This window comes from Rufibacter ruber (assembly GCF_014138425.1).
GTDB classification, from domain to species: domain Bacteria; phylum Bacteroidota; class Bacteroidia; order Cytophagales; family Hymenobacteraceae; genus Nibribacter; species Nibribacter ruber_C.
In genome coordinates this window covers 26,463-51,737 of sequence record NZ_JACJIQ010000024.1, presented here as the reverse complement: position 1 = coordinate 51,737, position 25,275 = coordinate 26,463, and the positions used below count along the sequence as shown (strand labels likewise).

Genomic DNA, 25,275 nt, shown 5'->3' with positions numbered 1-25,275 from the left:
AACACTTCTGTTAGTGCCACCTCTGTTAATTAGCACTTCTGCTCTGACTGATGTGCGCAGCACGGGCTCAACTCAGGCTAGCGGATTAGCAATAGTTACCTGCAGAGGCAGATCTAATAGCACAAGCATTTACAGGAGAGGAACCCACACCAGTCCTGGGGGTGAGCGCCTCTGTTAATACGGTGCCGCTCCGGCGGCAAGGCCGGAGGGCCTAGTTTTAACAGCAGTGCTCACCGCCAGGACGGGGCCCCGCGGCCGTGAGCGCATAGCGGAAAAGATGAAACAGTACAGTGAGTGAGGCATTGCCAACAGCGGTCCAGCCAAGGGAACAGCAGACTACGCATACCCGCCGCAGCCAAGACAACAACGGACGAGGCATGGGATGGAAAGCCGCCGCAACTGCACATACCATTGAAAGCCGCTGTCATGGGAACAGCAACTACTCAATTGCCACTGCAGCAGCCAAGAGAACAGCAAACTACGCATACCAGCCGCCTTTGCAGCCCAACCCATAGAAGCAGTAATCAAACTTTAAAAGTCAACAGCATACACCTTCTCCAACTGCCATTCATTCACCGCCTTCGGCAAATGCCGCAGGGCAAAGTTGCGGAGAGGGATAAAAAGCGGATGGGTAGATTGGGCAACAGACCCTAAAAAGCGGGACTGACGGGCAATCCAGTGGGTGCGGGACAGACGGCGGCGCTCAAACCGCTGGGCGGCGGCGTTGAAATCATAGTCTTTCTGGAGTTCATCGGCAAACACCACGGCATCTTCCACGGCCTGGCAGGCGCCTTGGCCCATATTGGGAGTGGTGGCGTGGGCTGCATCTCCCAGGAGTAAAAGATTGGGGAAGGCAAACCGGGGGAGCGGGGCCAAATCATAAATGTCATGCCACAGCAACTGCTCTGGTTCAGTATGCGCAAACAAGCCGGGAATGGGGGAGTGGTACTCTTTGAAAATACGTTGGAGACCGTCTACCTGCACCGCCTTCATGTGCGGACTGTTCTGTGGCGCGTTGATACAGGCAAACCAGTAAATTTTGTTTTCGGCCAGCGGCGACCAACCCACCCGCCCGGCCTTGCCCCAGGTTTCAGAGGCATAGTTGGCTTCATACCCCGGGTTTTCAATCACCCCCCGCCAGCAGGTATAACCGGCATAGTGCGGGGAGGTGCCAGGGAGCAGCTGCTGCCTGAGGGCAGAGTTGATGCCGTCTGCTACCAACACATGATCAAAGGTGGCTTCTGACTGGTCCTGAAAATGGAGGGTCACCCCAGGGCCAGCGGAAGAGGTGCGCACAGCCCGCTTGTTTGGTTGAAGCCGCTCAGGGGAGAGGTGCTGCAGAAGCACCTGGTGCAGACTGGCCCTATGAATGACAAAGTTGTCTAAGCCATATTTGGCGCTCATGGCGCGGCTGTCTGTGCGGTTGATCAGTTGACCGCTGTGGTCAAAAATATGGAACCCGTCCAGGCAGTTTCCTTTAGAAACCACTTGGTCAGACAGGCCTAATTTCTGAAACCCCTTCATGGCATTGGCGGCCAGAGCCAGACCGGCGCCAACGGGTTCAAATTTAGGGGCGGCATCAAAAACGGTGGCTTCAAGGCCAATCTGCTGCAGGGCAATGGCCGTGGTGAGACCGGAAATTCCGCCGCCAACTATACCAATCTTCATACACTACGGGGCTTTCTGAGTAGAGTGCTAACCTCCACAGAAAACGTAAAAAATGCTATACAAATTGCAAAGAAGGAACACAATAAGAACAGCCCTCCACGTAGTTGGAAGGAGGGCTGTTTCGGTTAGGGCACCAGATAAATCACAGAGTTGGCGTTCATACCTGCCCCCACAGATGCAAAGGCCAAGGGTGCCCCAGAGACCAATGACTGTGCCTCCAGTTCTCCTTTGAGGAGCAGATCATACAAGATGGGCAGGGTGGCCACCGAGTTGTTCCCCAGGGTGTTGATGGTCATGGGCATGATGCCGGCTGGTATTTCAGCGGCACTCTTACCGTACAGCTTGAAGAGGCGCTCCAGCATAGCCTCATCCATTTTCTCATTGGCCTGGTGAATCAGGAGCTTCTGAAGGTCTTCCAGGTCTACGCCCGCCTTGGTGAGACAGTCTTTCATGAGCTGGGGCACCCGGGTGAGGGCGTATTCATAGATTTTGCGGCCGTCCATCTTAATATACAGATCCTCCTGCAGAAGCGCCGGGTTGTAAGAGGGGGAGGAGTGAAGCCAGAAGGCCTGGGTAACGGTGTCTGAGACGGTGAGGTGGCCCAGGATGCCTACTTTAGACTCTGTCTCAACCGCTTCCAACACCACAGCGCCAGCTCCGTCTGAGTAGATCATGCTGTCGCGGTCATGGGGGTCTGTCACCCTGGACAAAGTTTCTGCACCAATCACCAACACCCGCCGGGCATCACCTGACTGCAAGTAGTAATGCGCTTGAATGAGGCCCTGCAGCCAGCCCGGGCACCCAAACGGAAGGTCGTAGGCCACGGTGTAAGGGTTGGCAATCTGCAGTTTATGTTTGATACGGGAGGCCAGCGGCGGCATCATGTCTACGCGGTGGCTGCCAGCTTTCACATCGCCAAAATTATGGGCGACAATGATGTAGTCCAGGGTTTCCGGTTCAATGTTCGCGTTCTGGATGGCGTCACGGGCAGCCAGATAACCAAGGTCTGAGGTAACCATCTGCTCATCTGCATACCGGCGCTCCCTAATGCCCGTGATCTGGTGAAACTTCCGGATGATGGTCTCATTGTCACTAGGCAACGGCTTCCCAGATGCGTCATAGAATGAATGCTGCAGGAACTCTTCGTTCTTGATGGAGTGGCTGGGAACAAAGCGGCCGGAACCGGTAATCACCGAGGATACAAATTTAGTATGCATGCATCAATATTATTAAAAATGGGAAGAGATCAAAACCCGTGAGGGAGGCAGGCAACTATGATTTCAGAAATTAAACCTTTATTGAATAATAGATTTCTTAAAAAAGATAAAGAAAATCTGGCGAAATGCGAAAAGAATGGCGTGACTTATGAAAAAGAGTGCCCAAAAGGGTAGTACAGCACGTGTTTTCGGCCTCTTTTTAGAAAAACAGCCCGAAAACAGGAAATACAGAGAAGGTGAAAAATTTTTCTGGAGACAGCAGGAAAGAATTGCTGCCTTAGTCAAACAGCAGCTTGGCCCCGCCCACAAAGATGAAGATCCAGATGAGGCCCTTGATCAGGAAAAACAGGAAGCCGGCCACCCCTATACGTTTCAGAAACTTCTTCCAGTCTGCCATGTCACAAATTACTTTTAGGTAATGAACTCCTTTCTCACGAAGAAAGCGTTTTTGGGCTGATTTTCAAAAAATAGCCCCAAAACGCTTTCCCATGGTACTTTAATAAAGCCTTAAGCAGCCGGTTGGGCGGCAACTTTCCGTTTCTTCTTGTCAGATTTACGGCGATTCTTTGCCAGCCGGTTCACCCAGAGAATTATACCCGTGATAGGGAAGGTGGTACCGGCAACACAGCTGATAAAGGCGATGATCCGGCCTACCAGTCCGCCAATAGAACCTACGTGCAAGGGGTAGAAGGTAGCCCGTACTTTCTGGCCCAGGTTTTTATCAGCATACAGCTGCTGGCCCAACTGCTCCCCGTTATAGGGGTTCAGAAACAGCTGGTTGGAGGCGCGCTCATGCACGGCATCTGCCGGCATGGCGGTGACGCTTACGGCATCACCGGCCTCGCGGCCTTTGCTGATGTTGTAGAACTCTGCGTTCGGTTCCCAGGTTTGGGCGGCGGCAATTGCCTGGTCTAAGGTGATGGTGGCTGCGGCTTCCTGGGCCGGGGCGGTAGGGGGCTCAGGCCGGTTATTCTCTGTACCGGTCACCGTGTAAATGGCATCATTAAACCACTCAAACGACCACGCCAGACCGGTAAAGGCGAACAGGAACAGGAACAGGGCCGTGTAGAAACCAACCACAATATGCAGGTCATGGTTGATGCGTTTCCAGCCGCCGTTCCATTTCAGTTTTAAGCGCTGCTTCAGGATTTTCTTGTTTTTAGGCCACCAAAGCACAATACCCGTGATGAGAATGAACAGGAAGAAAACAGTGCTCACCCCCACAATCAATTTTCCGGTGTCTTCTGCCAGCAGCCAGCGGTGCAGCTGGAACATGGTGAAATAAAAAGACTCGCGGTGGTTGTAGGTGCCCAGGAACTGGCCGGTGTACGGGTTCATGAACGCCTGGATGGTGGCTTCACGGCCTCCCCCGCCTTTTCCCCCTTTGCCTCCCTTTCCACCTTCTTTGCCGCCTTTACCAGCGGCGCCCGCCTGGGCTTCTTTTGCCTTTTCTGGGTGCTCTCCCCGGGCTTTCTCGCCCCGGCCTCCGCCTTTGCCGCCTTTCTCACCCCCTTGCGGTTGAGGGGCATTGGGGTCTTTGTAGTTAAGTTCTACAGAGCGGGTAGGGTCTGTGTAAACCTTCACAGAGGTTACCTGCGCCTTGGGGATTTCCTTTTGCAGATTAGCCACCAGCTGCTCCAGCGGTACCCGTTGCGTGCCTGCCTCTACCGTGTACTGGTGGGAGTTGAATGCCATTTTCAGCTCCTTCTCAAACACCAGCACCGCGCCGGTGAAACAGACAATGGCAATGACCAGACCAGCTGCCAGACTCAGGTACAGGTGAATGTTGCGGAAGAAAACCTTCATAGACTATATGCGGGAATAAAATGTGTGCTGGTATGAAACTAACGGGTGCCAACAGGGGGGCTGCAGCCGTGTGAAAATTTATCTTAGTTAAAGCAACAGAAGCGGTGAACTGGTTAATGAATCACAGCGCCCAGACGGTTGCCCATGGGCTAAAAGAAAGAGCCTGGTGGCAAATACTTCGCCTAAGGGGAAATTTATTTAGATCATTTCTAAACGATTACAAACTAAACTTCTATTTAGACACATTCCAAATTAAACAGATAAAAAATTTTCACCCGTCCTTGGCAGGGGGGAGAGCCACCAAGGTTTGCTCCAGGTCTTGAAGAAAGGCACTCTTTACCTGCTGAATGGATTCCTTATTTGAAGAAATAGCTCAGGTTCCAAGAAACGATATTCGGGTGTTTTAGGGCTGTTTTTGTAAAAACAGCCCTAAAACACCCGAAACTGGAGGAGACTTCAAGAGGCTAAACGCCCGCTGCCACCCGGTCCTTTTTTGACAGTTTGCCTTTCACCAGAGCGTAAGACGTGAGAATCAGCTCCTCTTGCTGTTGCGGGGTTAAGGTGTGCCCTTCCTGTACCAGCACCCACTGGTAACGGGCCAGATAAGGAGCAGGGGTAATGCCGCGCATCGCCGTCAGTTCATGGAATTGGTCAGGTGTGGTTTTGAAGGAAAAAGACAGGGGCGGCTCTAAGCTGGCTACGCAGAACATCTTTCCGCCCACTGAAAAACATAGGTCATGGTCCCACTTGATATCTTCAGTGGCTTTGGGGAAAGAAAGGCAGTAGGCTCTCAGCGCTTCCAGGTGCATGGCAAAGGGTTTGGCAGATGGGGCGCAAAGGTACGTACGTTTTTGGCCTGTTTTCTGAAAAACAGGCCAAAAACAGAAAGTCAGCATGGGAGTAGGCTGCCTCTTTTTACACCTTATTGAAAAAGACTTTGGCAAAGATCAGCGTTCCTGTTTATCTTCTCATGAAAACGCGGCTTGCAGGGCAGAAGCCTGCCTGGAGAATACCTCACGCCGTACCTTTTCGCCTTTAGCAAAATTTGTCTTTAGTGCTCCTAATGTTCTTAAAAGTACCCGCAGTTACCATTTCATACCGTAGCGCTGCCCAACCCTTTAAAATGTCTGTTCCTGAGACTTATCTCCCATTTTTAGGCAACAAACCCAAGTTTAATCAGGCTTTACTGCTCATAGATTTCCAGCGGCAGTCCGTCTGGGTCAGAAAAGAAGAAGAAACGTTTACCGGTGGTGGCGTCTACTCTTATTTCCTGCGTGGCCACATTTTTCTGGTTCAGGGCGGCTTTGGCGGCTTCCACATGGTCGGTTTCAAAGGCCAGGTGGCGCAGACCGGCGGCCTCCGGGAAAGAGGCGCGGGCAGGAGGGTTGGGGAAAGAGAAAAGCTCCAGCACATAGGTTCCGCCCAGGGCGAGGTCCAGCTTGTATGACTGCCGCTCGGCCCGGTACACCTCCCGTATGACCTTCAGCCCCAGCGTCTGGGTATAGAACTCTTTAGAAACGTTGTAGTCTGAGCAGATCACCGCTATATGGTGCACTCTGGTAATGTTCAGCATAGGTAAATAGAGAATTTATGACGGTATTTTGGTGACCTTTTGCCCGCAGCTGCTACAGAAGTTACCCGCCCCGGCTATAGGATAGCCGCAGGCCGGGCAATGGGGGGGAGACGCTGCGCCCTGCTCTGCTTTGTTGCTTTTAGACAGTTCAACCGTGACAATACCGGTGGGCACGGCAATGATGGCGTAGCCAATAATCATGACCAAAGAGGAGAGAATCTGACCCAGCGGGGTACGTGGCGTGATGTCTCCGTACCCTACGGTGGTGATGGTGACAATGGCCCAGTAAATACTCTGCGGAATACTGGTGAACCCGTTTGCTTCGCCCTCAATCACATAGATCAAGGTGCCAATGATCAGGACCAGGCTTAAGACCGCCAGCATGAACACGGTGATCTTGTGCAGGCTGGCCACCAGCGCCTGCCGCAGTACCATGGCATTGGCAATGAAACTGGTTAGTTTCATGATCCGGAACACCCGCAGCAGCCGCAGAATCCTGATGGTCATGAGGTAGTGCAGCCCCGCCATGAAGAACGTCAAATACGTGGGCAGGATGGCAATAAGGTCAATAAACCCGTAGTAGCTGAAGATGTAGCGCAGTGGCCGCGGGTAACTGTAAATCCGGAGCAGGTATTCAACAGAAAAACAGAGCGTGAAAAACCACTCCGCCGCCAGAAAAAAAGCGCCGTACGCCTGCCGGTACGCCGGAACACTCTCCAGGCACACCGTGATGATAGAGGCTAAAATCAGCCAGAGCAGGATCACATCAAACCTTCTGCCGGCGGGGGTGTCAGTGCCGTGAATGATGATGTATAGGCGTTCTCTGAAGGGAGTTGGTGTGGTCATTGGCAGCAGCCTGTGTTAAATCTATGTTTTTACGGAGCGGGGCCAACAAGAGTGGTGTACCATGTCGGGCTTAGGTTACCGCTGGTACCTGTTGGCTTTGTGGCGCCTGTTTTCCTTGCCCAAGGTACAGAACACGAGAAACTTTAACAGGATATTCTGCCCGCCGCAATTGGAAAGCAGGGAGGGGTGCGTATCTTTACGCCTCATTTTCAAGTAATTCATGGCCTCCCCCGTACCTGAATTACTTTTCTGTCACCGGTTGATCTGTTCTTGTGAAGTATTTTGTTCGTCTTACCTTACTAATTTTTGCCCATCTGGTTCTTGCCTTCACCGGTTTCTCGCAGGCATTGCCTACCCGCGAGTTCAGGGGTGTCTGGGTGGCTACGGTGAGCAATCTGGACTGGCCCGTGCAAGGCGCCTCGGCTGAAAGCCAGAAGAACCACCTGCGGCAGATTTTTGACAAGGTCAAAGAAGCCAACCTGAACGCGGTCTTTTTCCAGGTGCGCACAGAAGGCGATGCTTTTTACAGGTCCCGGCAAGAACCCTGGTCGCGGTACCTCACGGGGTATATGGGCAAAGACCCCGGCTATGACCCTCTGGCGTTTGCCATTGAAGAGGCGCACGCACGGGGGCTGGAACTGCATGCCTGGTTTAACCCGTTCAGGGTGAATGCCGCCTCTTTCCCTGACAAGAAATACGCCCCCACCCATATTACAGTGCTGAAGCCGGAGTGGGTGCTCTCGTTCGCCAACGGTAAGCGCATCCTGAACCCCGGAATACCGGCCGTGCGGGAATACGTGGCCGGGGTCATACAGGAAGTAGCCGCCAATTATGCTGTAGACGGGGTTCATTTTGACGACTATTTTTATCCCTACGCTGAAGGGCCTTTTCTGGGGATCAGCCGGGAGGACGCCCAGACTTTTGCCCAGTTTGGGAAGGGGTTTCCCACCGTGAAAGACTGGCGGCGGTTCAATGTGACAGAAACCATCCGGCTGGTGCAGGAGCGGCTGCAGGCAACCCGGCCCGCTGCGCGGTTTGGGATCAGCCCCTTCGGGTTATGGAAAAACGGCACCCCCGTGGGCACCACCGGCATGGATGCCTACAATGTGATAGGCGCAGATGCCCTTGCCTGGCTGGAGAAAGGCTACGTAGACTACCTGACCCCTCAACTGTACTGGCCAATTGGCGGAAAGCAGGATTACCAGAAGCTTTTGGAGTGGTGGGCAGACCAGACTTCGGCCCATGGCCGGCATTTATATGCCGGGCACTATCCCGGCCGCCTGGGGTTTACCCGGCAGGAGCTGCCTAACCAGATCAAGATTAACAGGGAGAACCGGAACCGCAACTCCATGGGCAGTGTGTTGTTCAGGGTTTCTGACGTGATTCAAGCAGACGGGACGCTCTTCCCCACGCTGAAAGACAGCGCCTTCCGGTTGCCGGCCCTGCCCCCGGCATTGCCCTGGAAGAAAGGACAAAGTCCGGCGGCCCCCGCTTTTCTCTCTTTCTCTAAGAATGACAGCACCCACAGCTATACCCTCAGCTGGCAGCGCAGTGAAGAGAACAGGGAGGCTTTTAAACGGTACGCCGTGTATCAGTTAGGGGAGTATCCGGAGCCCATGGCGGCGCTGCCAGACGGGAGCCTGCTGGCGGTGACCACGGGTGAGGCGTTGGAGGTGCCCGCCCCCCAGTTTGAGCAGGGCGGCCCCTATTGGTTGGTCACAGAGGTGGGCCCGTCTAATCTGGAAAGCTCCTGGAGTAACCTGATCTCCCGCCTGGAGACGGCTGAGGCGCCCGTAGTGGCGGTGGCGCCTCAGCCGCTGCCTGACCCCGTGCCAGTGCTGGTGGAGCCGCTCCAGCGGGAGGTGTTTACGGCAAGCCCGGCGTTTCAATTTAAGTGGGAAGCTACCCAGCCCGCCGAAGCCTTTCATTTTCAATGGAGCCGTGATCCAGAGTTTCTGGTGCTACTGGAGGAGCAGACAGAGGTGCCAGACTCTGTCACGGCCAGGTCGTTTGCCAACCTTTCTGCCGGTGCCTCCTACTATTTCAGGGTACGGTCAAAGCAGGGCAACGCTTGGGGCAACTGGTCTCCATCTTACAAAGTCTCTGTGAGCCAGGCTCCCCAACAAACCGTGACGGCCCCCAAAGAGGAACGCCTGAAAGTTTTTCCCACCCTGGCGGGCGGCCCCTTGGTGATGGAGGTTACATTGAACAGGAAAGAAGTGGTGAAGGCCGAACTGCTGTCTTTAGACGGCAAACTGGTGTCAAAGCCCTTCAGGAAGAAAGTTGCGGCGGGCAGACAGCTAGTGCAGATAAAGCGGAAAAGGATTAAGGCGGGGCTGTATCTGCTGGTGGTGAAGATAGGGGAGGAGCAGCTTACCCAGCGGGTGATGCTGCCGTAACGGAAAGTAAAAAGAAGTTTTCTGTTTTGGGGCTGTTTTCAGAAAAACAGCCCCAAAACAGAAAGCCCGGTTAAGCCTTCTGCTTAGAAAGCAGGTACTTCTCAATGGCCAGGGCTACGCCGTCTTCTATGCTGGGCAGGGTCACCTCGCTGGCGGCAGCCTTCACTTCCTGGCGGGCGTTGCCAACGGCTACCCCCAGGCCTACCGCCTGCAGCATATCAATGTCATTGTAATTATCCCCAAACGCCATGACCTCTGTCATTTCAATGTCAAAGCGGTCTTTCAAGAGCAACTCCAGTGCGGTGGCTTTGGAGATGGAGCGCGGGGCAATCTCCAGGTAGGTGCTTTTTGAGCGGTACACGTGAATCTGGTCAGAGAACTGTTTCTCCAGCGCACCGGCCATTTGCGCAATGGGTTCCTCTGAGCCCATGCACATGACTTTGTGCGCCCCGCTCTCGGCAGATTTCCAGCTGGCCAGGATCTCTTCCAGTTTAGAGATGGTGGGGGTGACCTTGGTGTTCCTGATCTCGCGCTCCGTCCACTGGTCTTGCTGCGGCGCGTGCCACTCATCGTTCACGTACAGGCTCACGTGAATGTCTGTTCCTTTAGAAAGCTCAAAGATAGTCTGGCAGATGCCGGCTGGGATCTGCACCGTGTCCAGTACGATGGGTTGGGCAGTGCTCCCGTCTTCAAACAGCAGGACGTACCCGCCGTTGAAACAGATCATGGGCTGGTTCAGAATGCCCAACTCTTCCTGGAGGTGCCGCATGGCGCTGGGCATGCGGCTGGAGGCCAGGATAAACGGAATCTTGTTGTCTAAGGCCTTTACGGCCGAAATTGTTCTGGAAGACAGTTCCCGGTCACGGTTCAGCAGTGTACCGTCAATGTCTGTACAAATGGCACGAATGTTCATGCGCCAAAGGTAGGGAATTACCAACAGAACTTGTGTTTTGGAGCTGTTTTCAGGAAAACAGGCCAAAAACAGAAACTATATCTGGAGGGAGTACACCACCTCTGGCCTCCTTCATTTCAAAGTAGAGGTTTTGAAGAGGAGCAGGCCCCAAATAGAATAATGGGTTCGGGCCAGGGCAATTCAATATGAAGCTGGTAAGCGTATTTATGGTCAGGGAAAGGCACAGGCGTCTGCTTGTTCTCTTAGGGGTGGCAAGTTTCTGTTTCCGGGCTGTTTTTGGGAAAGTAGCCCTAAAACGCAGGCACAAACGTACGCGTGCGCCATGCCAGGGTCTGTCATGATTTATACCCAAAGAAAGGGAAAAGACCCTAAAAAAGCTGCTATGAAACAGGATAGTCTACTAAAGGAGTGGGGGCAGCGTCATACAGATAAAAGTGCCGGCTACTGAACGTTGAAAGGTGCTTAGTTCTCAGTTCTGGCAGATTCTCACCGCGCAATCATTTGTAAAGGCTGGCCGTGCTCCCTACTTTTTTCTACAGGTAATCTGCCAGAACTTCTGGGAAGGTTTTCCACCGGTAGGTGTGGCCGGTTCATCTATCTCTACTGCCTCTATCAGCCCATAGCTGCCAAATTCTTTCTCTACCGAAGCCGCATCATAGTAGAATAGCTGCACGCCATGCCTGGTTTCAAACCTGTCTTTGCTTATCTCCACGCCTTCCCCAAAGGTGGGGGTGTTTTTGGAGATGGCCACAAACACCATGTACCCGTCTGGCCTTAGCTGGCGGTAGCAGTCTTGTAGTAGCTTACGGCGTTGGGTTACATCCAGTAAATGGATCAGGGCGTGGCAAAAAATACCGTCATAGGTCTGGTGGTCAAAAGGCATGTCGGTGACGCTGCCGTGATACACGTGTATACTGTCTCCGTAGTGTCTTTTGGCAATACCAATGGCTGTTTCTGATATTTCTATACCGGTAACGGCAAAGCCCCGGTCTGTGAAAACTTTTGCATTCCTACCGTACCCATACCCCGGAATCAAGATATTCTTCAACCCCTGAGACTGAAAAAAGGTAGCGGTAGAAACGGCAGCTTCTGCCGGCTCAAAGCCCCACATGGTTTGTTTATCCTGAAAGCTTGACTCCCAAAACTCTGTCATATGATTCTGTCTCTTTCGTTCGTTTCCTGCTTGAAGGCTGAGGTTTGCCAATTACCGGATCAGCCTTTGGCCGTGGCAGAGACGCAGGATACCTGCTTGCGGCTACTATTTCTCCAAAACCTCTGCTAGCTCAAAGGAGAGCGTCTGGCCTTGGTAGTTCACGTACTCCATTTTCACGAAGCCATACGTGCCATGAAACCAGAAATTGTGTACTGAGTTGCCAAACGGGGCGGTAGAGGTGGTCTCAATTTTCCAGCAGTCTGATAATTCTTTGTACCTGGTTTTCAGGTTTCCCCTTTCTGCCACTTTGTAGAGGCTGTGTACGGTTGTATTCTCCCAATCTCCCCACCCTTGGCCAATGTTCAGGTAATCTGTCCAGGTTTGGCCAGGTTCTAATGGGAGCCTGACGGCCGGGAAAGCGGCTACTTCTGTGAAATGGTATTGGTTGGACCTGAACGGATGCATCCAGACCTCCTCCGCATTTTCTATGATGCCGGTAGTGGCTTCTGTTATGAACTGGCTCTGCGCCGCCAACCCTTTGTTGGGGTAGTGCTTGGTGAGAGAGGCTTCCTCGTCAGGAATTTCAAACTGTAGGGCCACCTCATCCTGCTTGCTCGGCTGCCACTCCCACCGTTGCCCGGTGGCCATCATCCATACCTTCCCCTCAGAGATAAGCTGTCCGGCTTTATCTTTATAGATGGCCTGGTAAATGTACTGTCTGCAGGGCTTGAAAATAGTGCGGGCTTTGGGTATTTTCTCCACCAATGTGTCTCTGACTGCTTTCCCGGTTTGAGGATCAACAATAGAGACAATTTCACCGTCAAATTCTGGCATAACCCTCTCTGAACAGGGAACCTCTTTAAACGCATGTGAGTCTGGGCTCCTGCAGGTGAAGAGGGTGGCGCAGACTAAAATATAAAAGAGTCCTCTCATAGGGAAAGGCAAAGTGACTACGGGTGGAATAATAGGGAGAAGATGATTCCCACGTTGGGGTGGCCCGTGGCGGGTACGTTTTTAGGCTGTTTTAATGACGAAAGCTTTCAACTCAGCCATCTTGCCCTCCCTGAACCGCCAAACGTCACAGTAGGAGTAGTCGGTCAGTTGTCCGTCTTCTCCTTCCAGCCAGATCTTGCCAAGGGCCGTCACAAACTCACCACCGGCAATTAAATTCTCTACCATGAACGTGGGCGGCTCCAGATAAGCGGTGGCCATCCATTGCCGAACGGCTTCTTTTCCTTGCAGCGTCTTGTCGCCTACAAATGTCCAGAGGGTGTCTTCGGTGCAGAAAGACAGAAACCCCTCATAATCGCCTGCCGTGATCGCTGCGTTTGCCTTTTCTAAAATGACTGTGTTATCTGGCATGGTGTGCTTCTAATGAGTGTTGGTTACGTAAATACTTCATGTTCTGGAACCACTGGGAGCATGTAACGGGGCAGGGAAGAAGGAGCCTTTTTGAAGAACACAAGGGCTGGGTGTTCATAGACCTAAACCCTGCTACCGTACCACTGGAGTACAGCCTTTAACTTTTGATGTTATTCTTGCCTGTTATCTGATGGGGCAAAATCTACTATCCATTCAATTCCGAATTTGTCCCGGAACATTCCAAAATAAGAACCCCACGGACTGTCACACATGGGCACTTCAATGGTTCCGCCTTCAGAAAGGCCGTTGAATAACTGGTCAGCTTCGGCACGGCTTTCTGCGCTAATAGAAATCTTAGACCTGTTTTCCGTTTCATTTACGGGTCCCATGCCTTCTGGAATATCATTGCCTATAAATACGTTCTCACCAACTGGCAACGCAATATGCATGATCTTTTGGGCATCATTTTCGGCTACTGAGAACTCGGGGCCAGATAGATCTTTGAGGCGAATTATCTTTGTAAATTCTCCTCCAAAAACGGATCTGTAAAAAGTGAAAGCTTCTTCGGCGTTTCCGTTGAAGTTGATGTGCGGATTGATTTGAGCCATGACGGTTATATTTCTAAAATTTCTAAATTATCTAGTTCTCCTGTATGAACCTGTGCAGGTAATTGAAAATTAAAGCCGCTCACATGGCCTGATTTTACTTATGAAGTAGCAATTTAATCAGGTGCTGCGGTTGTGCTCTATTCTGTTCCAACTCTATATGTGTGCAGAACGGCGCCCCCTGCAAATTCTTTAGTATGGGTGTGGGTAAAAAGTATTCTGTCCTGGATGTTTTCAAACAAGGGCCTCCCGCCTCCGGCAATGACCGGGTGAATGCACAGCTGGAATTCATCTAGTAACCCCAGTGGCAGCAGCTGCATCATTAAGCTTCGGCTGCCCACCAGAATGTTGCCGCCGGGTTGCTGTTTCAGCGCCAGCACTTCCTCTTTCAGGTCCCGGCGGGCCAGGGTGGCGCTTGCCCAATCTAGCTGGGGCAGGGTGCGGGAAAAGACAATTTTGGGAATGACCTCCATGGTCACCGCAAACTCATCAGTGGCGGGGTTGCCGGTGGGGTTTGCAGCCACGGTTCGCCAATATTCCATGAGGTGGTAAGTGATGCGGCCGTACAGAATGGTGTCTGCGTCTTTCAACAGGTTTGCGTAATGCTGGTGAATCTCTGCATCTGGGTCCACGGCAGTATGGTCAAACACCCCGTCTAAGGTCATGTTGATGGCGGCGATTAATTTTCTCATGGGGGTGTGTTTATCTTATTAATCTCCTATATTATTGAGAGTATATGTAATTAATTGAATGCATGTAATTAAAGTGATAGAGTGTTGGTATTTTGTATGATTTTATAGTTTATATAAAATGTAAGAGGATATATAAAAAATAAATATCTTTTTAAAATTTAAAGAATAGCTGTTCATTATCATTTGATGAGTAATATAATTCATTTATGTAAAGCAATATGTCTCTTCTTGATAGAAATTCGTTGTATTTCTGGTACTTTGTCTTGATTTCTACCAGTCTTTGTATGCTATTGTTGTGGTTGTCATTTAAATATCCAACTCTCTTAATTAAGTACTCTTTTGTGTTATTAGTGTATGAGATATTGAATTTTTTTCTAAGATAAAATGCTCGAAGTATATTTGCTTCAATAGTGGGGTTGAGATTTCTATACAGTGAGGATTTTCTCAAAATCCTTAATTCTTGTTTTTTTTCAAATTCTTTATAGTATCTTATGTTATAATTAAATGAATTCAAGTTGATAACAAGAGCATCATAGTTGTAAAAGCAACCTTCAGCAATGCACTTTATTTTGTCATCTGAATTCAGTTTAACTAAGTTCTCTTTAAATGCCCAATTGTTTTCAATGCTCCATATGTCTATTTTGATTGTTGCTAAATCAAGTTTTATGCCGTTGTGCCGATTGATTGAATGGGGGATTTGTAAAGTACTTATTTTTTCTAAAAGTAATTTATGATTGATATCGACAATTATGTCTATATCTCTAGAATGTAAACCTTTGATAGTGTCTCTAAAATACCCACCAACAATGTATGCGGTTCCATCTGTAAAAATATCATACATTAATAATTTAAATAAAGGATATTCAGAAAGCGTTTGATAAAAACGTTTTCTGAATAAATCCTTTAAATTATCATCGTTGGTTAACAAGATATTATGGCTAAATTTTTATTCCTTTCAATTCTTGATAAAGCCCTATTGCGTATGTGTCAGTCATGCCGCTAATAAAATCAACTATTAGTTGTAACTTTTTGTATTCTGAACTAGGGTATTTTTCAATATTCTCATAGACTTTTCTGTAGCTCGAAGAAATTATCTTGTATAATCTAGCCTCTGGATTGTTTCCTGTGTTTCCAAAATTGCTACTTTTAGCCGCATTTGTGAATATCTTTAATAATCCATAAATAGCTTCCCATCCTGCAATCTCTTTTTTTAGAATTTTTTTATCATCAAAAACTATGTATTGAAGCTTTTTGTAAGCTTTTCTAATGTCTTTAGCTGAAGAAATGTCAATTAACTCATTCTGTAATGAGCCACTCATTATTTCTTCATAATTTTCCCTAAAAGCCTCAACAATTCCATCAATCATTAATTGTTGAGTAAATATTCTGAATTTTTGTATTATTAATGTTTCAGAATCATGAGCTTTTGGAAACCTTTCTCTTAAATCGAGTAAATGATTAACTGTTATTTCTTTGTTGTTTTCAAGGTTATTTTTAAAGATACTTAATATATCTTCAAAGTTTATTATACCTAATTTTATTCCGTCTTCTATATCGGCAGCACTATATGCTATATCATCTGCTGCTTCTAATAGATATACAACTGGATGTCTATTATTTCTTAATTTTAAATAGTCATTTATGGATTTGTAAGTTTCTGTTTCAGTAACGAAATAACCAAATTTCTTTTTTGCTATTTCAGTTGTAGGTTTTTTGTTCCCGTCTAAAGAATTTGTTGGGTATTTGACAATTGAAGCAAGACTTGAATAAGTTAAGTTGTAGCCGTATTCATCACCAAAATAATATAATTTAGAGAGTATTCTTAGTGTTTGAACATTTCCATCGAAATTTTCGAAATCAGCTTTTTCTAAATTATCAAGACTTGTTGCTTTATTTTCTTTAAAATAATCCTTGAAAAATTTTTTAACTGCTTCTTCGCCAAAATGACCAAATGGAGGATTACCTAAATCATGTACAAGTCCAGCAACCCTAAGGAGAGAGCTTAAATACCCTTTTAGGTTTTGATCTAAATCGCCTTTATCCAAAAGTATTTTCTCAATACTTTGCCCGATTGAACTTCCAATATATGATACTTCAAGTGAATGTGTTAAACGTGTACGTATAAAATCACTTTGTTCAAGTGGGAATACTTGCGTTTTATCTTGTAATCTTCTAATTGGAGCACTAGAAATTAACCGACCATAATCATTTTCGAAAGGGTTTCTACCATCTGAATTGATTGTGTTTGATTTTGTCCTAAACCTTTTTTCTTCTAGGATTAGTTTCCATTTTTCCTTATGATTCATATAAATGTAATTACTATAAACTTTTTTTATTGTTTTGTTTATTAAAAAAATGTCTGTAAATATAGTTTTTATTTTATTTTTTCTCAAATAAAAGAGATGCATATTGATGTGTAAGTGAACTTTTAGTGTTAGTTTATGACAAAACGCCAGAAAAAGTCTCTTCACCCACGACCAACCCGTTCCACCGCCGCACTTTTCTTTGTATCTTTGGAGATTGTAACCGATTCCTATGAAGAACATCCGCAATTTTTGCATCATTGCGCATATTGACCACGGCAAAAGTACCCTAGCAGACCGTCTGTTGGAGTTTACTTCCTCGGTGACCGAGCGGGAAATGCAGAACCAGCTGTTAGATAACATGGACCTGGAGCGGGAGCGGGGCATCACCATCAAGAGCCACGCCATCCAGATGAACTACCATTATAAGGGCGAAGACTATATTCTCAACCTCATTGACACGCCCGGCCACGTAGACTTCAGCTATGAGGTGTCGCGGTCTATTGCCGCCTGCGAGGGCGCGTTGCTCATTGTAGACTCCAGCCAGGGCATTGAGGCGCAGACCATCTCTAACCTGTACCTGGCCATTGGCAACGACCTGGAGATTGTGCCGGTGCTGAACAAGATTGACCTGCCGCACGCCATGCCCGAAGAGGTGAGCGACCAGATTATTGACCTTATTGGCTGCGACAAGGAAGACATTATCCATGCCTCGGGCAAAGCCGGTATTGGCATTGAAGAGATTCTAGCCGCCATCTGCGAGCGTATTCCGGCCCCCAAAGGCGACCCGGAGGCCCCGTTGCAGGCGTTGATTTTTGACTCGGTGTTCAACTCGTACCGCGGCATTGAGGTGTACTTCCGGATCATGAACGGCACTTTGCGCAAAGGCGACAAAGTAAAATTCATCGCCACCGGCAAACAGTACGAGGCCGATGAGATTGGCGTGCTCAAACTGAACCAGGAACCCAAGCAGGTCATGGCCGCGGGCAACGTGGGCTACCTGATTTCGGGCATCAAAAACGCCAAAGAAGTAAAAGTAGGGGATACCATCACCCACGCCGCTAACCCAGATACCATCCAGATTCAAGGCTTCGAGGAAGTGAAGCCCATGGTATTCGCCGGTATTTACCCCGTTGAAACCACTGAGTACGAGGAACTGCGCTCTTCCATGGAGAAGCTGCAGCTCAATGACGCATCATTGGTATGGGAACCGGAAACTTCGGCGGCCCTTGGGTTCGGGTTCCGTTGCGGGTTCCTGGGCATGCTGCACATGGAGATTGTGCAGGAGCGCCTGGAGCGCGAGTTTGACATGACCGTGATCACCACCGTACCCAGCGTGCAGTTTAAGGCGTTCACCACCAAAGACGGCGAGGTAGCGGTAAGCGCCCCGTCAGAAATGCCGGAACCTAACTTCATTGACCACATTGAAGAGCCGTTTATCAAAGCGCAGATCATCTCCAAGGCCGAATTCATTGGCCCCATCATCTCGCTCTGTATGGACAAGCGCGGTATTCTGAAGGCCCAGAACTTCCTTACGTCAGACCGCGTGGAGCTGATTTTTGAGATGCCGCTGGCCGAAATCGTGTTTGACTTCTTTGATAAACTCAAAACCATCAGCCGCGGCTACGCCTCCCTGGATTATGAATTGATTGGGTTCCGGGAGTCGCACATGGTGAAGCTGGACATCATGCTCAACGGAGAGAAAGTAGATGCGCTCTCTGCCATTGTGCACCGTGACAAAGCCTATGACTGGGGGAAGCGCCTCTGTGAGAAATTGCGGGAGCTGCTGCCGCGCCAGATGTTTGAGATTGCCATTCAGGCCGCCATCGGGCAGAAAATCATTGCCCGCGAGACCGTGAAAGCCCTCCGCAAGAACGTATTGGCCAAATGCTACGGCGGTGACATTTCCCGTAAACGGAAGCTCCTGGAGAAGCAGAAGAAAGGAAAGAAACGCATGCGCCAGGTAGGCAACGTGGAAATTCCGCAGGAAGCCTTCTTAGCCGTTTTGAAACTAGATTGATTTACAAAACCCGATGTGAAAGCATCGGGTTTTTTCTTTAGTAGGGGCAATCCCTGGTGGTTGCCCAAATGCAATTATGAATGTATAAGGGTGACCATCAGGGATTGCCCCTACAATGAATATCAGAACGAAAATGATTTATTTCGTTTTCGACCTATTTTCCAGACATCAGGCCAAAAACGGAACGAGTGCGTGCCCTCGATTTTCCTTCCCATTTTGTCATCCTGAAAGGATCTCGTGGGCAAGCTAGAACGGCTTTTAATTAAAGCTACTACCGTGCACCCACAAGATCTTTCCAAGATGACAATAATGAAGCTGTTTAGAGTTTTAGAAACCGGCAGGCAAAGGCTGCCGGGTAAGGTTTTTCACCAGCCTGTAGTTTCTGTTTTCGGCTTATTTTTCAAAAAACAGGCCGAAAACAGAAACTAGAATCTTAACCAAATGCCTTTCTATCAAAACTCTAAACAGCTTCAATAGTAATGAGGTTTGATCACTATTAATCCGTTCTCGTTATATTTAATACTGTTTCAACCTGCTCTGCCTATGTTCCAGAAAAAGCTAAAAGCTGCTGCCTGGCTGCTGAATACCGCAGTGTTTCTGCTTACGGTGGTGGTGGGGGCGTTGGCGTATCAGTTGGTGACAAACAAAGATGCGTTGCTAGGGCAGGAGGAAGAGGTCTTCTATTGTGGAACTATAGATGAAGACTTTGCTTTATTAACAGGAGAAGATTTGCAGAACGAAACCGGGAAGGCATTATTTCTAAATAACTGTATTCAATGCCACGGTTTTACTGAAGTTGTAGTAGGCCCGGCATTAGCTGGCGTTATGAAACGGCATTCTAAAGAATGGGTGTATTCCTTCGTTCTGAATTCTTCTAAAATGATAGAAGAAAAAGACTCTGCAGCAGTAGCTATTTTCGAGGAGTATGCCAAAACGCAAATGCCAGCCTTCGCCTTTTCCAGGGCTGAATTAGATTCCTTGTTTGATTATATCAATTCCCAGCCGAGGGACGTGCCTGCAGTTGAAACGGATTAAGGATAATTAATTGCTATACTTGAAACTCCGTTTTCGGCCTGTTTTCCAGCAATACTTCGGACAGTTTAGATGAGTAGAAAAAGTGCGTTTGTAGCGTTTGAGGGCATGTACAGGTTTAGCATCCAATGTTTTTTCTCCATTTTGGGAAATACCTAACTGCCATTTAATTACTTAAACCCCATTTATAGCCTCTAAAGCCTCTTTTTGCCTTTTAAAATTGTCCGAAGTATTGCCAGAAAACAGGCCGAAAACGGAGTTTGTCTAAATACACTTTCATAATAGTTTGTCATCCTGAAAGGATCTTGTGGGCGAACTAGAAAAGAATATACATAACTGCTTTTGCCGTTCGCCCACAAGGTCTTTCTAAGATGACAAGAATGAGGTAGGGTTGTGAGGCTCAGGAGTAATTACTAATTGTCAATTCTTAATTGCTAAACCACAATTAACCCCCTATGGCTCAACTATGGCGCGGAAGTTACTTCCGTGACTTATTAAACACAGTCACCCGTTTTTGGCCTGCTTTCCAGAAAACAGCTCAAAAACGCAACCTCCTGCTTCAATTCTTCGGCTTGACACGAAACGTGGCGAAAGTTTACCAACGTACGTGGCCGGGTAAAGGAGCATCGCAGGTTGGTAAACTTGCTTGAAGGCTACCCACAAGTTTCCGCGGCGCTCAAACTGGCAGGAGAGTACATTGCATAAGCGTGGTTACCGTTCGCCCAAAAGTTTCTTTCAGAAGGACAAAGAAGGAAGACTAGCAGATAAATGAACAACAAGTATCAATCAACAACTAGCAATCAACAATCCTATCAGCTGGTCAGATCATAAATGGCTCTAATCTCCTGCAGGATCTGCTCAAAGTTGATGTTGAGGTCAATAATGTTGCCGGTATGGATGTCAAAGACCCAGCCATGTACCTGGGGGAATCCGGTTTCCTGGTAACTCAGCTGCAGGGCGGCGGTTTTGATGATGTTGGTGCACTGTTCCAGCACGTTCAGCTCCACCAACCGGTTGAACCGCTCGGTGTCCCCGGCAATGGCGTCCAGCTCGGCTTTGTGGTGGCGGTACACGTCGCGTATGTTGCGCAGCCAGGGGTTGAGAATTCCCAGATCCTTGGGTTGCATGGCCGCTTTCACGCCGCCGCAGTTGTAATGGCCGCAGACAATGATGTGCTTCACCTTGAGGTGCCGGATGGCGTAGTTCAGCACAGCCATCACGTTCAGGTCCACGTTGTTTACCAGGTTAGCCACGTTGCGGTGTACAAACACCTCGCCGGGCCCCAGGCCCATCAATTCCTCAGCGGTCACGCGGCTGTCTGAGCAGCCAATGTACAGGTAATCGGGGTTCTGGTCCTGGGCCAGGTGCTTGAAAAAATCTGCGTTGGAGCTGGTTTTCTGGGCAATCCATTGGCGGTTATTCTCAAAGATGTCTTCGTAGCTGGTCATAGCGGGAGTTAGTTGGAGGTACTGCGGTAAAAATACGGGATAGGCTAACAGAATGATGAGCCAGGGCTGAAAAAAAAGAAAAGTTGGGTTTAAGTTCCTTTCGTTTTAACAGCCGGAAACCAGTTTCGGCGTAGCCGAAGGTGAAATATCTGCAAATAAATGACGGACGTTTGGCCGGAGGCTTGTACTTTTGGCTTTCGTTCATCTCTTCATTTCTTTACTACCCATGATTCTCTTAGACGGTAAGAAAACCTCTGAAGCCATTCAACGTGAGATTGCGGCCGAGGTAGCCGACATCAAAGCCAAAGGAGGGAAAGTACCGCACCTGGCGGCTATTCTGGTGGGCCATGACGGCGGCTCCATGACCTACGTGAACAACAAGGTGCTGGCCTGCGAAAATGTAGGCTTTGAATCTACCCTGCTGCACTATGAAGACGACATCACCGAAGAGGAACTGCTGAACAAGATCAGGGAAATCAACCAGGACGATACCATTGACGGTCTCATTGTGCAGCTGCCGTTGCCCAGGCACATCAGCTCAACCCGGGTGCTGGAGGTGCTGGACTATAAGAAAGACGTAGACGGTTTCCACCCGCTCAACGTGGGGCACATGGTAGCCGGCCTGCCCGCCTATCTTCCCGCCACGCCCTATGGAATCCTGCAACTGCTGGAGCGCTACAACATTGAAACCAAAGGCAAGCACTGCGTGGTGGTAGGCCGAAGCAACATTGTAGGCACACCCATCAGCATTCTCATGAGCAAGTGCACCTATCCCGGTGAAAGCACCGTGACCATTTGCCACCGCAACACCGTTGATTTGGCGCACCACACCCGCCAGGCCGATATCCTGATTGTAGCCGTGGGCAAGCCCGGCCTGATTACCGCAGACATGGTGAAAGAGGGGGCCGTGGTGATTGACGTGGGCACCACCCGCGTTGAAGATGCCACCCGTGCCCGCGGCTGGCGCCTGCGCGGCGATGTGGACTTTGACCACGTAGCGCCCAAATGCAGCTACATCACCCCCGTGCCCGGCGGAGTAGGCCCCTTAACCATTGCCATGCTCCTGAAGAACACGCTGCGGGCCGCCAAAAAAGAAGTGCACGATTAAGATTTTGCAATAGCCTGAAAGCGCCACCCTGTATCAATGACGGGGTGGCGTTTCTGTTTATGAGCTGTTTTCCCCAAAACAGACCGTAAACAGATGAGCGGCGTCCCCTCTCCCTGGAGGGAAAGGGTGAGGGGGCAGCGGCGGCTGTCAGAAGCACGATTGTCAGGATTAGGGTAATTACAGGATTGGGATAGCCGTTGGCGCAGACGCTCGCAGGTCCTCCGGACGCTACGAGGTCTTTGGAGCATTGCTGATTGCTCTTTGCTTGATTGCTTAGAAAGCGGTGGCAGGAGTTTCAACCCGTGACTAACAGTGCGGCGAGTCTCCAGACTCGCCGGGACCCACAATCTGGGATTTGTGAAAATGGAGTCTGGAGGCTCCCGCCACTCATCGGCACGAGTCTGGAGGCTCGCGCCAGAAAAGATTAGGTATCACCCAATACGAGATTTTCTATGGCGCATACTTTACTTCCGCACCTTTCTCCTGCTTAGTCTTTACTTTTTTTAAAACGAATAAACCCTCATCCTATCCTTTACCCAGGGGGCGAAGGAACTCAGTTGTTTGTGTTTCTGGCCTATTTTCTGGAAAGTAAGCCAAAAACGGCCTTCATCTCCAGCAGTGAATTCCCCTCCCCAAAGGGGTAGGGGTGGGCCACGCATTCCAGGGCTTAATCATCAGCCATCGCAACTACGCCTGTTCCCAAGACCTCGTAGCGTCCGGAGGACCTGCGAGCGTCTGCGCCAACGGCAAACAGAAAGCCCTGACCAGTTTTCAAAACCTGTGAGGGCTCCTGCTACATTTCTGTTTTCGGCCTGTTTTCCCAAAAACAGGCCGAAAACAGAAACTTATAACGTTCCTTCTTTGTGTGTCTGCTTCAGAAGCAGCGCCAGTTCTTTGTAATCATTAGGTAGAATGGTCACTTGCTTCTGCCTACCCAGAAACGCCTGCAGCTGCTCCGGTACCGCAATCTCGTGCCCCAGCACGGCTTCAATGCTGTTCTTGAATTTGGCCGGATGGGCGGTCTCCAGAAAGATGCCTTGCGTTCCTAAACCAGACATAAGCTTTTTCAGGCTGAGGAAGCCAATGGCCCCATGGGGGTCTAACAGGTAGTCACGCTCTTCATACACCCGCTGAATAATTTCTTTGATTTGGTCATCGTCGGCCCAGAAACCTTTCACCACCTGCTGCAGGGCGTCCAGTTTGTTCCCGAACAAATGCTGAATGCGGGGGAAGTTGTTGGGCGCGCCCACGTCCATGGCGTTGGCAATGGTGGCCACAGAGGGAGCCGGTTGGTAGTCGCCGGTTTCCAGGTAGTCAGGCACAATCTTGTTACGGTTGGTGGCGGCAATGAAATAGGAGATAGGCAGTCCCATTTGCCGGGCCACCAGCCCGGCCGCCAGATTCCCGAAGTTGCCGCTGGGCACTGAAACCGTGAGGCCGGTCTGGTCAGGGTGACGCAGTTTCCATTGGCCCCAGGCGTAGAAGTAGTACACCATCTGGGGCAGCCACCGCGCCACGTTGATGGAGTTGGCCGAGGAAAGATTTTTCACCTGGTTCAGCTCCCCGTCAGAAAACGCCTGTTTCACCAACGCCTGGCAATCATCAAAAGTGCCTTCTACGGCCACGGCGCTAATGTTCTGCCCCAATGTGGTGAACTGCACCTCCTGGATTTCGCTCACCCCGCCCTGCGGGTACAGCACCACCACGTCAATGTTCTCCAGCCCCAGAAACCCGTTGGCCACGGCACTGCCGGTATCACCAGAGGTGGCCACCAGCACCGTTACCGGTTTGTCCGGGTCAGCAAACGCCTGCAGGCAGCGCGACATGAAGCGGGCCCCCACGTCTTTGAACGCGCAGGTGGGGCCGTGAAACAATTCAAGGGCGTACAGACCTTGCTCTACTTCTACCAGCGGAATAGGAAAAGTAAAGACGTCTTCACAAATCTGCTGGAGCTGTGCTTCTGTGAGGTCTGGTTGCACAAAGGGCTTGAGAACCTGAAACGCCACCTGGGGCAGGAGCAGGTCTGGCAGCGCCTCAAAAAAGGAGTCGGGCAGCTGGGGGATTTCCTTCGGAAAAAAAAGGCCTTTGTCCTGGGGTAATCCTTTCAGAACGGCTTCTTTGAAGCTCAGTTCCTGTACATGGCCGTTGGTGCTGTAGTAGTTCATAGTCAGGCAGAGGCTAAGGTAGTTTGGGCAATAAGCCGCACCCCTTCTTTAGGTACTGGTGAAAGGTAAGATTTGGTTTCAATGCCACTGTGGGCATACACTTTTTCCATGGCCGCGCTTACGGCCTGCGCCGTTTCACGGGTGGCCGAAAGGGCAAAAATGGACGGGCCGGACCCGGAGATGCCGCAGCCCATGGCACCAGCGGCCAGCGCTGCCTCCTTCACCTGCTTAAACAGCGGGATCAGGATGGAGCGCTCCGGCTCAAAGATTTCATCATGCAGGCTTCGGCCAATGAGGCCATAGTCTTTTTTCAGGAGCCCCACCATCAGCCCGGCCAGGTTTCCCCACTGCCGTATTCCCTTCTTTAAAGGAATCTCCTGCTTGAGAATGCTGCGGGAAAGGGAGGTTTTCAATTCTATCTGCGGATACAGGACCGAGCAGAACATGTCTACCGGTACCCCCAGCGGCACGACATCTAAGGGGGCGTAGTCGCGTACCAGCACAAACCCGCCTAAGAGGGCAGGGGCTACATTGTCTGCGTGGGCAGAACCGGAGGCTTTGCGCTCCCCTTCCATGGCGTATAAAACCAGCTCCTGGGTGGTGAAAGGTTTCCCTAATAGCTCATTGACGGCAAAAGCGGCGGCGGCAGAGCTGGCGGCGCTGCTGCCCAGGCCACTCCCAACGGGCATGCCCTTGTGCAGCTGCAGCTCAAGCCCTTGCTCCAGCTGCAGGTCATCCAGCATTTTCTGGGCTACAACACCAATTACGTTTTCTTTGGGGTCAGCGGTAAGCCCGGCTACGCCGGTGACGGCGGTAATGGTGATGCCGGGTTTATCTGCTAAACGCGCCCATACTTCATCACCGGGTTGGTCTAAGGCGAAGCCCAATACATCAAAACCACAGCACACATTGGCCACGGTGGCCGGGGCATACGCCTTTATAAATTCATTCTGGTTCATGTCTGT

21 protein-coding genes are annotated in these 25,275 nt (G+C 50.0%); 4 read left to right on the top strand and 17 right to left on the bottom strand.

The annotated features are described in order from the left end of the window. Window positions 1-531 precede the first annotated feature (531 nt). The 6 genes from FHS90_RS20625 to FHS90_RS20600 all read right to left on the bottom strand — a co-directional run bounded on the left by FHS90_RS20625 (window position 532) and on the right by FHS90_RS20600 (window position 7,110). Complete coding sequence (locus tag FHS90_RS20625) at window positions 532-1,668, bottom strand: FAD-dependent monooxygenase (protein ID WP_182514413.1); 1,137 nt, start codon at window positions 1,666-1,668, stop codon at window positions 532-534. A gap of 125 nt (window positions 1,669-1,793) precedes the next feature. Next, complete coding sequence (locus tag FHS90_RS20620; RefSeq protein WP_066831956.1) at window positions 1,794-2,885, bottom strand: 3-oxoacyl-ACP synthase III family protein; 1,092 nt, start codon at window positions 2,883-2,885, stop codon at window positions 1,794-1,796. 507 nt (window positions 2,886-3,392) lie between these two features. Beyond that, the gene (locus FHS90_RS20615) at window positions 3,393-4,691 is read right to left on the bottom strand and encodes a PepSY-associated TM helix domain-containing protein (RefSeq protein WP_182514412.1); all 1,299 of its coding nucleotides are present in this window, start codon (window positions 4,689-4,691) and stop codon (window positions 3,393-3,395) included. A 464-nt stretch (window positions 4,692-5,155) separates the two neighbouring features. Further along, window positions 5,156-5,500, bottom strand: a complete 345-nt coding sequence (locus FHS90_RS20610) for an MmcQ/YjbR family DNA-binding protein (RefSeq protein ID WP_182514411.1) — start codon at window positions 5,498-5,500, stop codon at window positions 5,156-5,158. Between the two features lie 374 nt (window positions 5,501-5,874). Next, complete coding sequence (gloA2, locus tag FHS90_RS20605; RefSeq protein ID WP_220483118.1) at window positions 5,875-6,264, bottom strand: SMU1112c/YaeR family gloxylase I-like metalloprotein; 390 nt, start codon at window positions 6,262-6,264, stop codon at window positions 5,875-5,877. Window positions 6,265-6,279: 15 nt separating this feature from the next. Beyond that, complete coding sequence (locus FHS90_RS20600) at window positions 6,280-7,110, bottom strand: ion transporter (protein WP_182514410.1); 831 nt, start codon at window positions 7,108-7,110, stop codon at window positions 6,280-6,282. Between the two features lie 272 nt (window positions 7,111-7,382). On the opposite strand from FHS90_RS20600, the gene FHS90_RS20595 reads away from it, so the two are divergent. Then, window positions 7,383-9,509 (top strand): family 10 glycosylhydrolase, encoded by a 2,127-nt coding sequence (locus FHS90_RS20595; protein WP_182514409.1) that lies wholly within the window; start codon window positions 7,383-7,385, stop codon window positions 9,507-9,509. A 70-nt stretch (window positions 9,510-9,579) separates the two neighbouring features. On the opposite strand, the gene FHS90_RS20590 is transcribed toward FHS90_RS20595, so the two are convergent. The 8 genes from FHS90_RS20590 to dgt all read right to left on the bottom strand — a co-directional run bounded on the left by FHS90_RS20590 (window position 9,580) and on the right by dgt (window position 16,540). After that, the gene (locus FHS90_RS20590) at window positions 9,580-10,422 is read right to left on the bottom strand and encodes a Cof-type HAD-IIB family hydrolase (RefSeq protein ID WP_066831969.1); all 843 of its coding nucleotides are present in this window, start codon (window positions 10,420-10,422) and stop codon (window positions 9,580-9,582) included. A gap of 523 nt (window positions 10,423-10,945) precedes the next feature. Next, window positions 10,946-11,575: a class I SAM-dependent methyltransferase gene (locus FHS90_RS20585; protein ID WP_182514408.1), complete on the bottom strand. Its 630-nt coding sequence runs from the start codon at window positions 11,573-11,575 to the stop codon at window positions 10,946-10,948. A gap of 105 nt (window positions 11,576-11,680) precedes the next feature. Beyond that, window positions 11,681-12,409: a hypothetical protein gene (locus FHS90_RS20580; RefSeq protein WP_182514407.1), complete on the bottom strand. Its 729-nt coding sequence runs from the start codon at window positions 12,407-12,409 to the stop codon at window positions 11,681-11,683. 180 nt (window positions 12,410-12,589) lie between these two features. Continuing rightward, window positions 12,590-12,937: a nuclear transport factor 2 family protein gene (locus FHS90_RS20575; RefSeq protein WP_182514406.1), complete on the bottom strand. Its 348-nt coding sequence runs from the start codon at window positions 12,935-12,937 to the stop codon at window positions 12,590-12,592. A gap of 170 nt (window positions 12,938-13,107) precedes the next feature. Further along, window positions 13,108-13,545: a VOC family protein gene (locus FHS90_RS20570; RefSeq protein ID WP_182514405.1), complete on the bottom strand. Its 438-nt coding sequence runs from the start codon at window positions 13,543-13,545 to the stop codon at window positions 13,108-13,110. Between the two features lie 137 nt (window positions 13,546-13,682). After that, window positions 13,683-14,234, bottom strand: a complete 552-nt coding sequence (locus tag FHS90_RS20565; RefSeq protein ID WP_182514404.1) for a dihydrofolate reductase family protein — start codon at window positions 14,232-14,234, stop codon at window positions 13,683-13,685. Between the two features lie 151 nt (window positions 14,235-14,385). After that, complete coding sequence (locus FHS90_RS20560) at window positions 14,386-15,162, bottom strand: nucleotidyltransferase family protein (protein WP_182514403.1); 777 nt, start codon at window positions 15,160-15,162, stop codon at window positions 14,386-14,388. Between the two features lie 10 nt (window positions 15,163-15,172). After that, a complete protein-coding gene (gene dgt, locus FHS90_RS20555) occupies window positions 15,173-16,540 on the bottom strand; it encodes a dGTP triphosphohydrolase (protein ID WP_182514402.1) in 1,368 nt (455 codons plus the stop codon). 229 nt (window positions 16,541-16,769) lie between these two features. Between dgt and lepA the strand changes: the two genes are divergently transcribed. After that, window positions 16,770-18,557 carry a translation elongation factor 4 gene (gene lepA, locus FHS90_RS20550; protein ID WP_182514401.1) on the top strand — a complete coding sequence of 596 codons (1,788 nt, stop codon included), beginning with the start codon at window positions 16,770-16,772 and terminating at the stop codon, window positions 18,555-18,557. A gap of 543 nt (window positions 18,558-19,100) precedes the next feature. Then, window positions 19,101-19,592, top strand: coding sequence for a c-type cytochrome (locus FHS90_RS20545; protein ID WP_182514400.1), 492 nt, complete (start codon window positions 19,101-19,103; stop codon window positions 19,590-19,592). Window positions 19,593-20,401: 809 nt separating this feature from the next. Here the strand turns inward: FHS90_RS20545 and FHS90_RS20540 are convergent. Then, window positions 20,402-21,037 (bottom strand): carbonic anhydrase, encoded by a 636-nt coding sequence (locus tag FHS90_RS20540; protein WP_182514399.1) that lies wholly within the window; start codon window positions 21,035-21,037, stop codon window positions 20,402-20,404. A 226-nt stretch (window positions 21,038-21,263) separates the two neighbouring features. Between FHS90_RS20540 and FHS90_RS20535 the strand changes: the two genes are divergently transcribed. Then, window positions 21,264-22,145, top strand: a complete 882-nt coding sequence (locus tag FHS90_RS20535; protein ID WP_066829439.1) for a bifunctional 5,10-methylenetetrahydrofolate dehydrogenase/5,10-methenyltetrahydrofolate cyclohydrolase — start codon at window positions 21,264-21,266, stop codon at window positions 22,143-22,145. 845 nt (window positions 22,146-22,990) lie between these two features. On the opposite strand, the gene thrC is transcribed toward FHS90_RS20535, so the two are convergent. Beyond that, window positions 22,991-24,310 carry a threonine synthase gene (thrC, locus tag FHS90_RS20530; RefSeq protein WP_182514398.1) on the bottom strand — a complete coding sequence of 440 codons (1,320 nt, stop codon included), beginning with the start codon at window positions 24,308-24,310 and terminating at the stop codon, window positions 22,991-22,993. A gap of 2 nt (window positions 24,311-24,312) precedes the next feature. After that, window positions 24,313-25,269: a homoserine kinase gene (locus FHS90_RS20525; protein ID WP_182514397.1), complete on the bottom strand. Its 957-nt coding sequence runs from the start codon at window positions 25,267-25,269 to the stop codon at window positions 24,313-24,315. Window positions 25,270-25,275: the final 6 nt, after the last annotated feature.

Excerpts from the sequence above, each read along its gene's own strand:
- lepA (WP_182514401.1), top strand. The coding sequence starts at position 16,770 with ATGAAGAACATCCGCAATTTTTGCATCATTGCGCATATTGACCACGGC.
- FHS90_RS20570 (WP_182514405.1), bottom strand. The coding sequence starts at position 13,545 with ATGGCTCAAATCAATCCGCACATCAACTTCAACGGAAACGCCGAAGAA.
- FHS90_RS20525 (WP_182514397.1), bottom strand. The coding sequence starts at position 25,269 with ATGAACCAGAATGAATTTATAAAGGCGTATGCCCCGGCCACCGTGGCC.
- FHS90_RS20565 (WP_182514404.1), bottom strand. The coding sequence starts at position 14,234 with ATGAGAAAATTAATCGCCGCCATCAACATGACCTTAGACGGGGTGTTT.
- FHS90_RS20625 (WP_182514413.1), bottom strand. The coding sequence starts at position 1,668 with ATGAAGATTGGTATAGTTGGCGGCGGAATTTCCGGTCTCACCACGGCC.
- FHS90_RS20600 (WP_182514410.1), bottom strand. The coding sequence starts at position 7,110 with ATGACCACACCAACTCCCTTCAGAGAACGCCTATACATCATCATTCAC.
- thrC (WP_182514398.1), bottom strand. The coding sequence starts at position 24,310 with ATGAACTACTACAGCACCAACGGCCATGTACAGGAACTGAGCTTCAAA.
- FHS90_RS20620 (WP_066831956.1), bottom strand. The coding sequence starts at position 2,885 with ATGCATACTAAATTTGTATCCTCGGTGATTACCGGTTCCGGCCGCTTT.
- gloA2 (WP_220483118.1), bottom strand. The coding sequence starts at position 6,264 with ATGCTGAACATTACCAGAGTGCACCATATAGCGGTGATCTGCTCAGAC.
- FHS90_RS20615 (WP_182514412.1), bottom strand. The coding sequence starts at position 4,691 with ATGAAGGTTTTCTTCCGCAACATTCACCTGTACCTGAGTCTGGCAGCT.
- FHS90_RS20545 (WP_182514400.1), top strand. The coding sequence starts at position 19,101 with ATGTTCCAGAAAAAGCTAAAAGCTGCTGCCTGGCTGCTGAATACCGCA.
- FHS90_RS20580 (WP_182514407.1), bottom strand. The coding sequence starts at position 12,409 with ATGCCAGAATTTGACGGTGAAATTGTCTCTATTGTTGATCCTCAAACC.
- FHS90_RS20585 (WP_182514408.1), bottom strand. The coding sequence starts at position 11,575 with ATGACAGAGTTTTGGGAGTCAAGCTTTCAGGATAAACAAACCATGTGG.
- FHS90_RS20575 (WP_182514406.1), bottom strand. The coding sequence starts at position 12,937 with ATGCCAGATAACACAGTCATTTTAGAAAAGGCAAACGCAGCGATCACG.
- dgt (WP_182514402.1), bottom strand. The coding sequence starts at position 16,540 with ATGAATCATAAGGAAAAATGGAAACTAATCCTAGAAGAAAAAAGGTTT.
- FHS90_RS20610 (WP_182514411.1), bottom strand. The coding sequence starts at position 5,500 with ATGCACCTGGAAGCGCTGAGAGCCTACTGCCTTTCTTTCCCCAAAGCC.
- FHS90_RS20540 (WP_182514399.1), bottom strand. The coding sequence starts at position 21,037 with ATGACCAGCTACGAAGACATCTTTGAGAATAACCGCCAATGGATTGCC.
- FHS90_RS20535 (WP_066829439.1), top strand. The coding sequence starts at position 21,264 with ATGATTCTCTTAGACGGTAAGAAAACCTCTGAAGCCATTCAACGTGAG.
- FHS90_RS20590 (WP_066831969.1), bottom strand. The coding sequence starts at position 10,422 with ATGAACATTCGTGCCATTTGTACAGACATTGACGGTACACTGCTGAAC.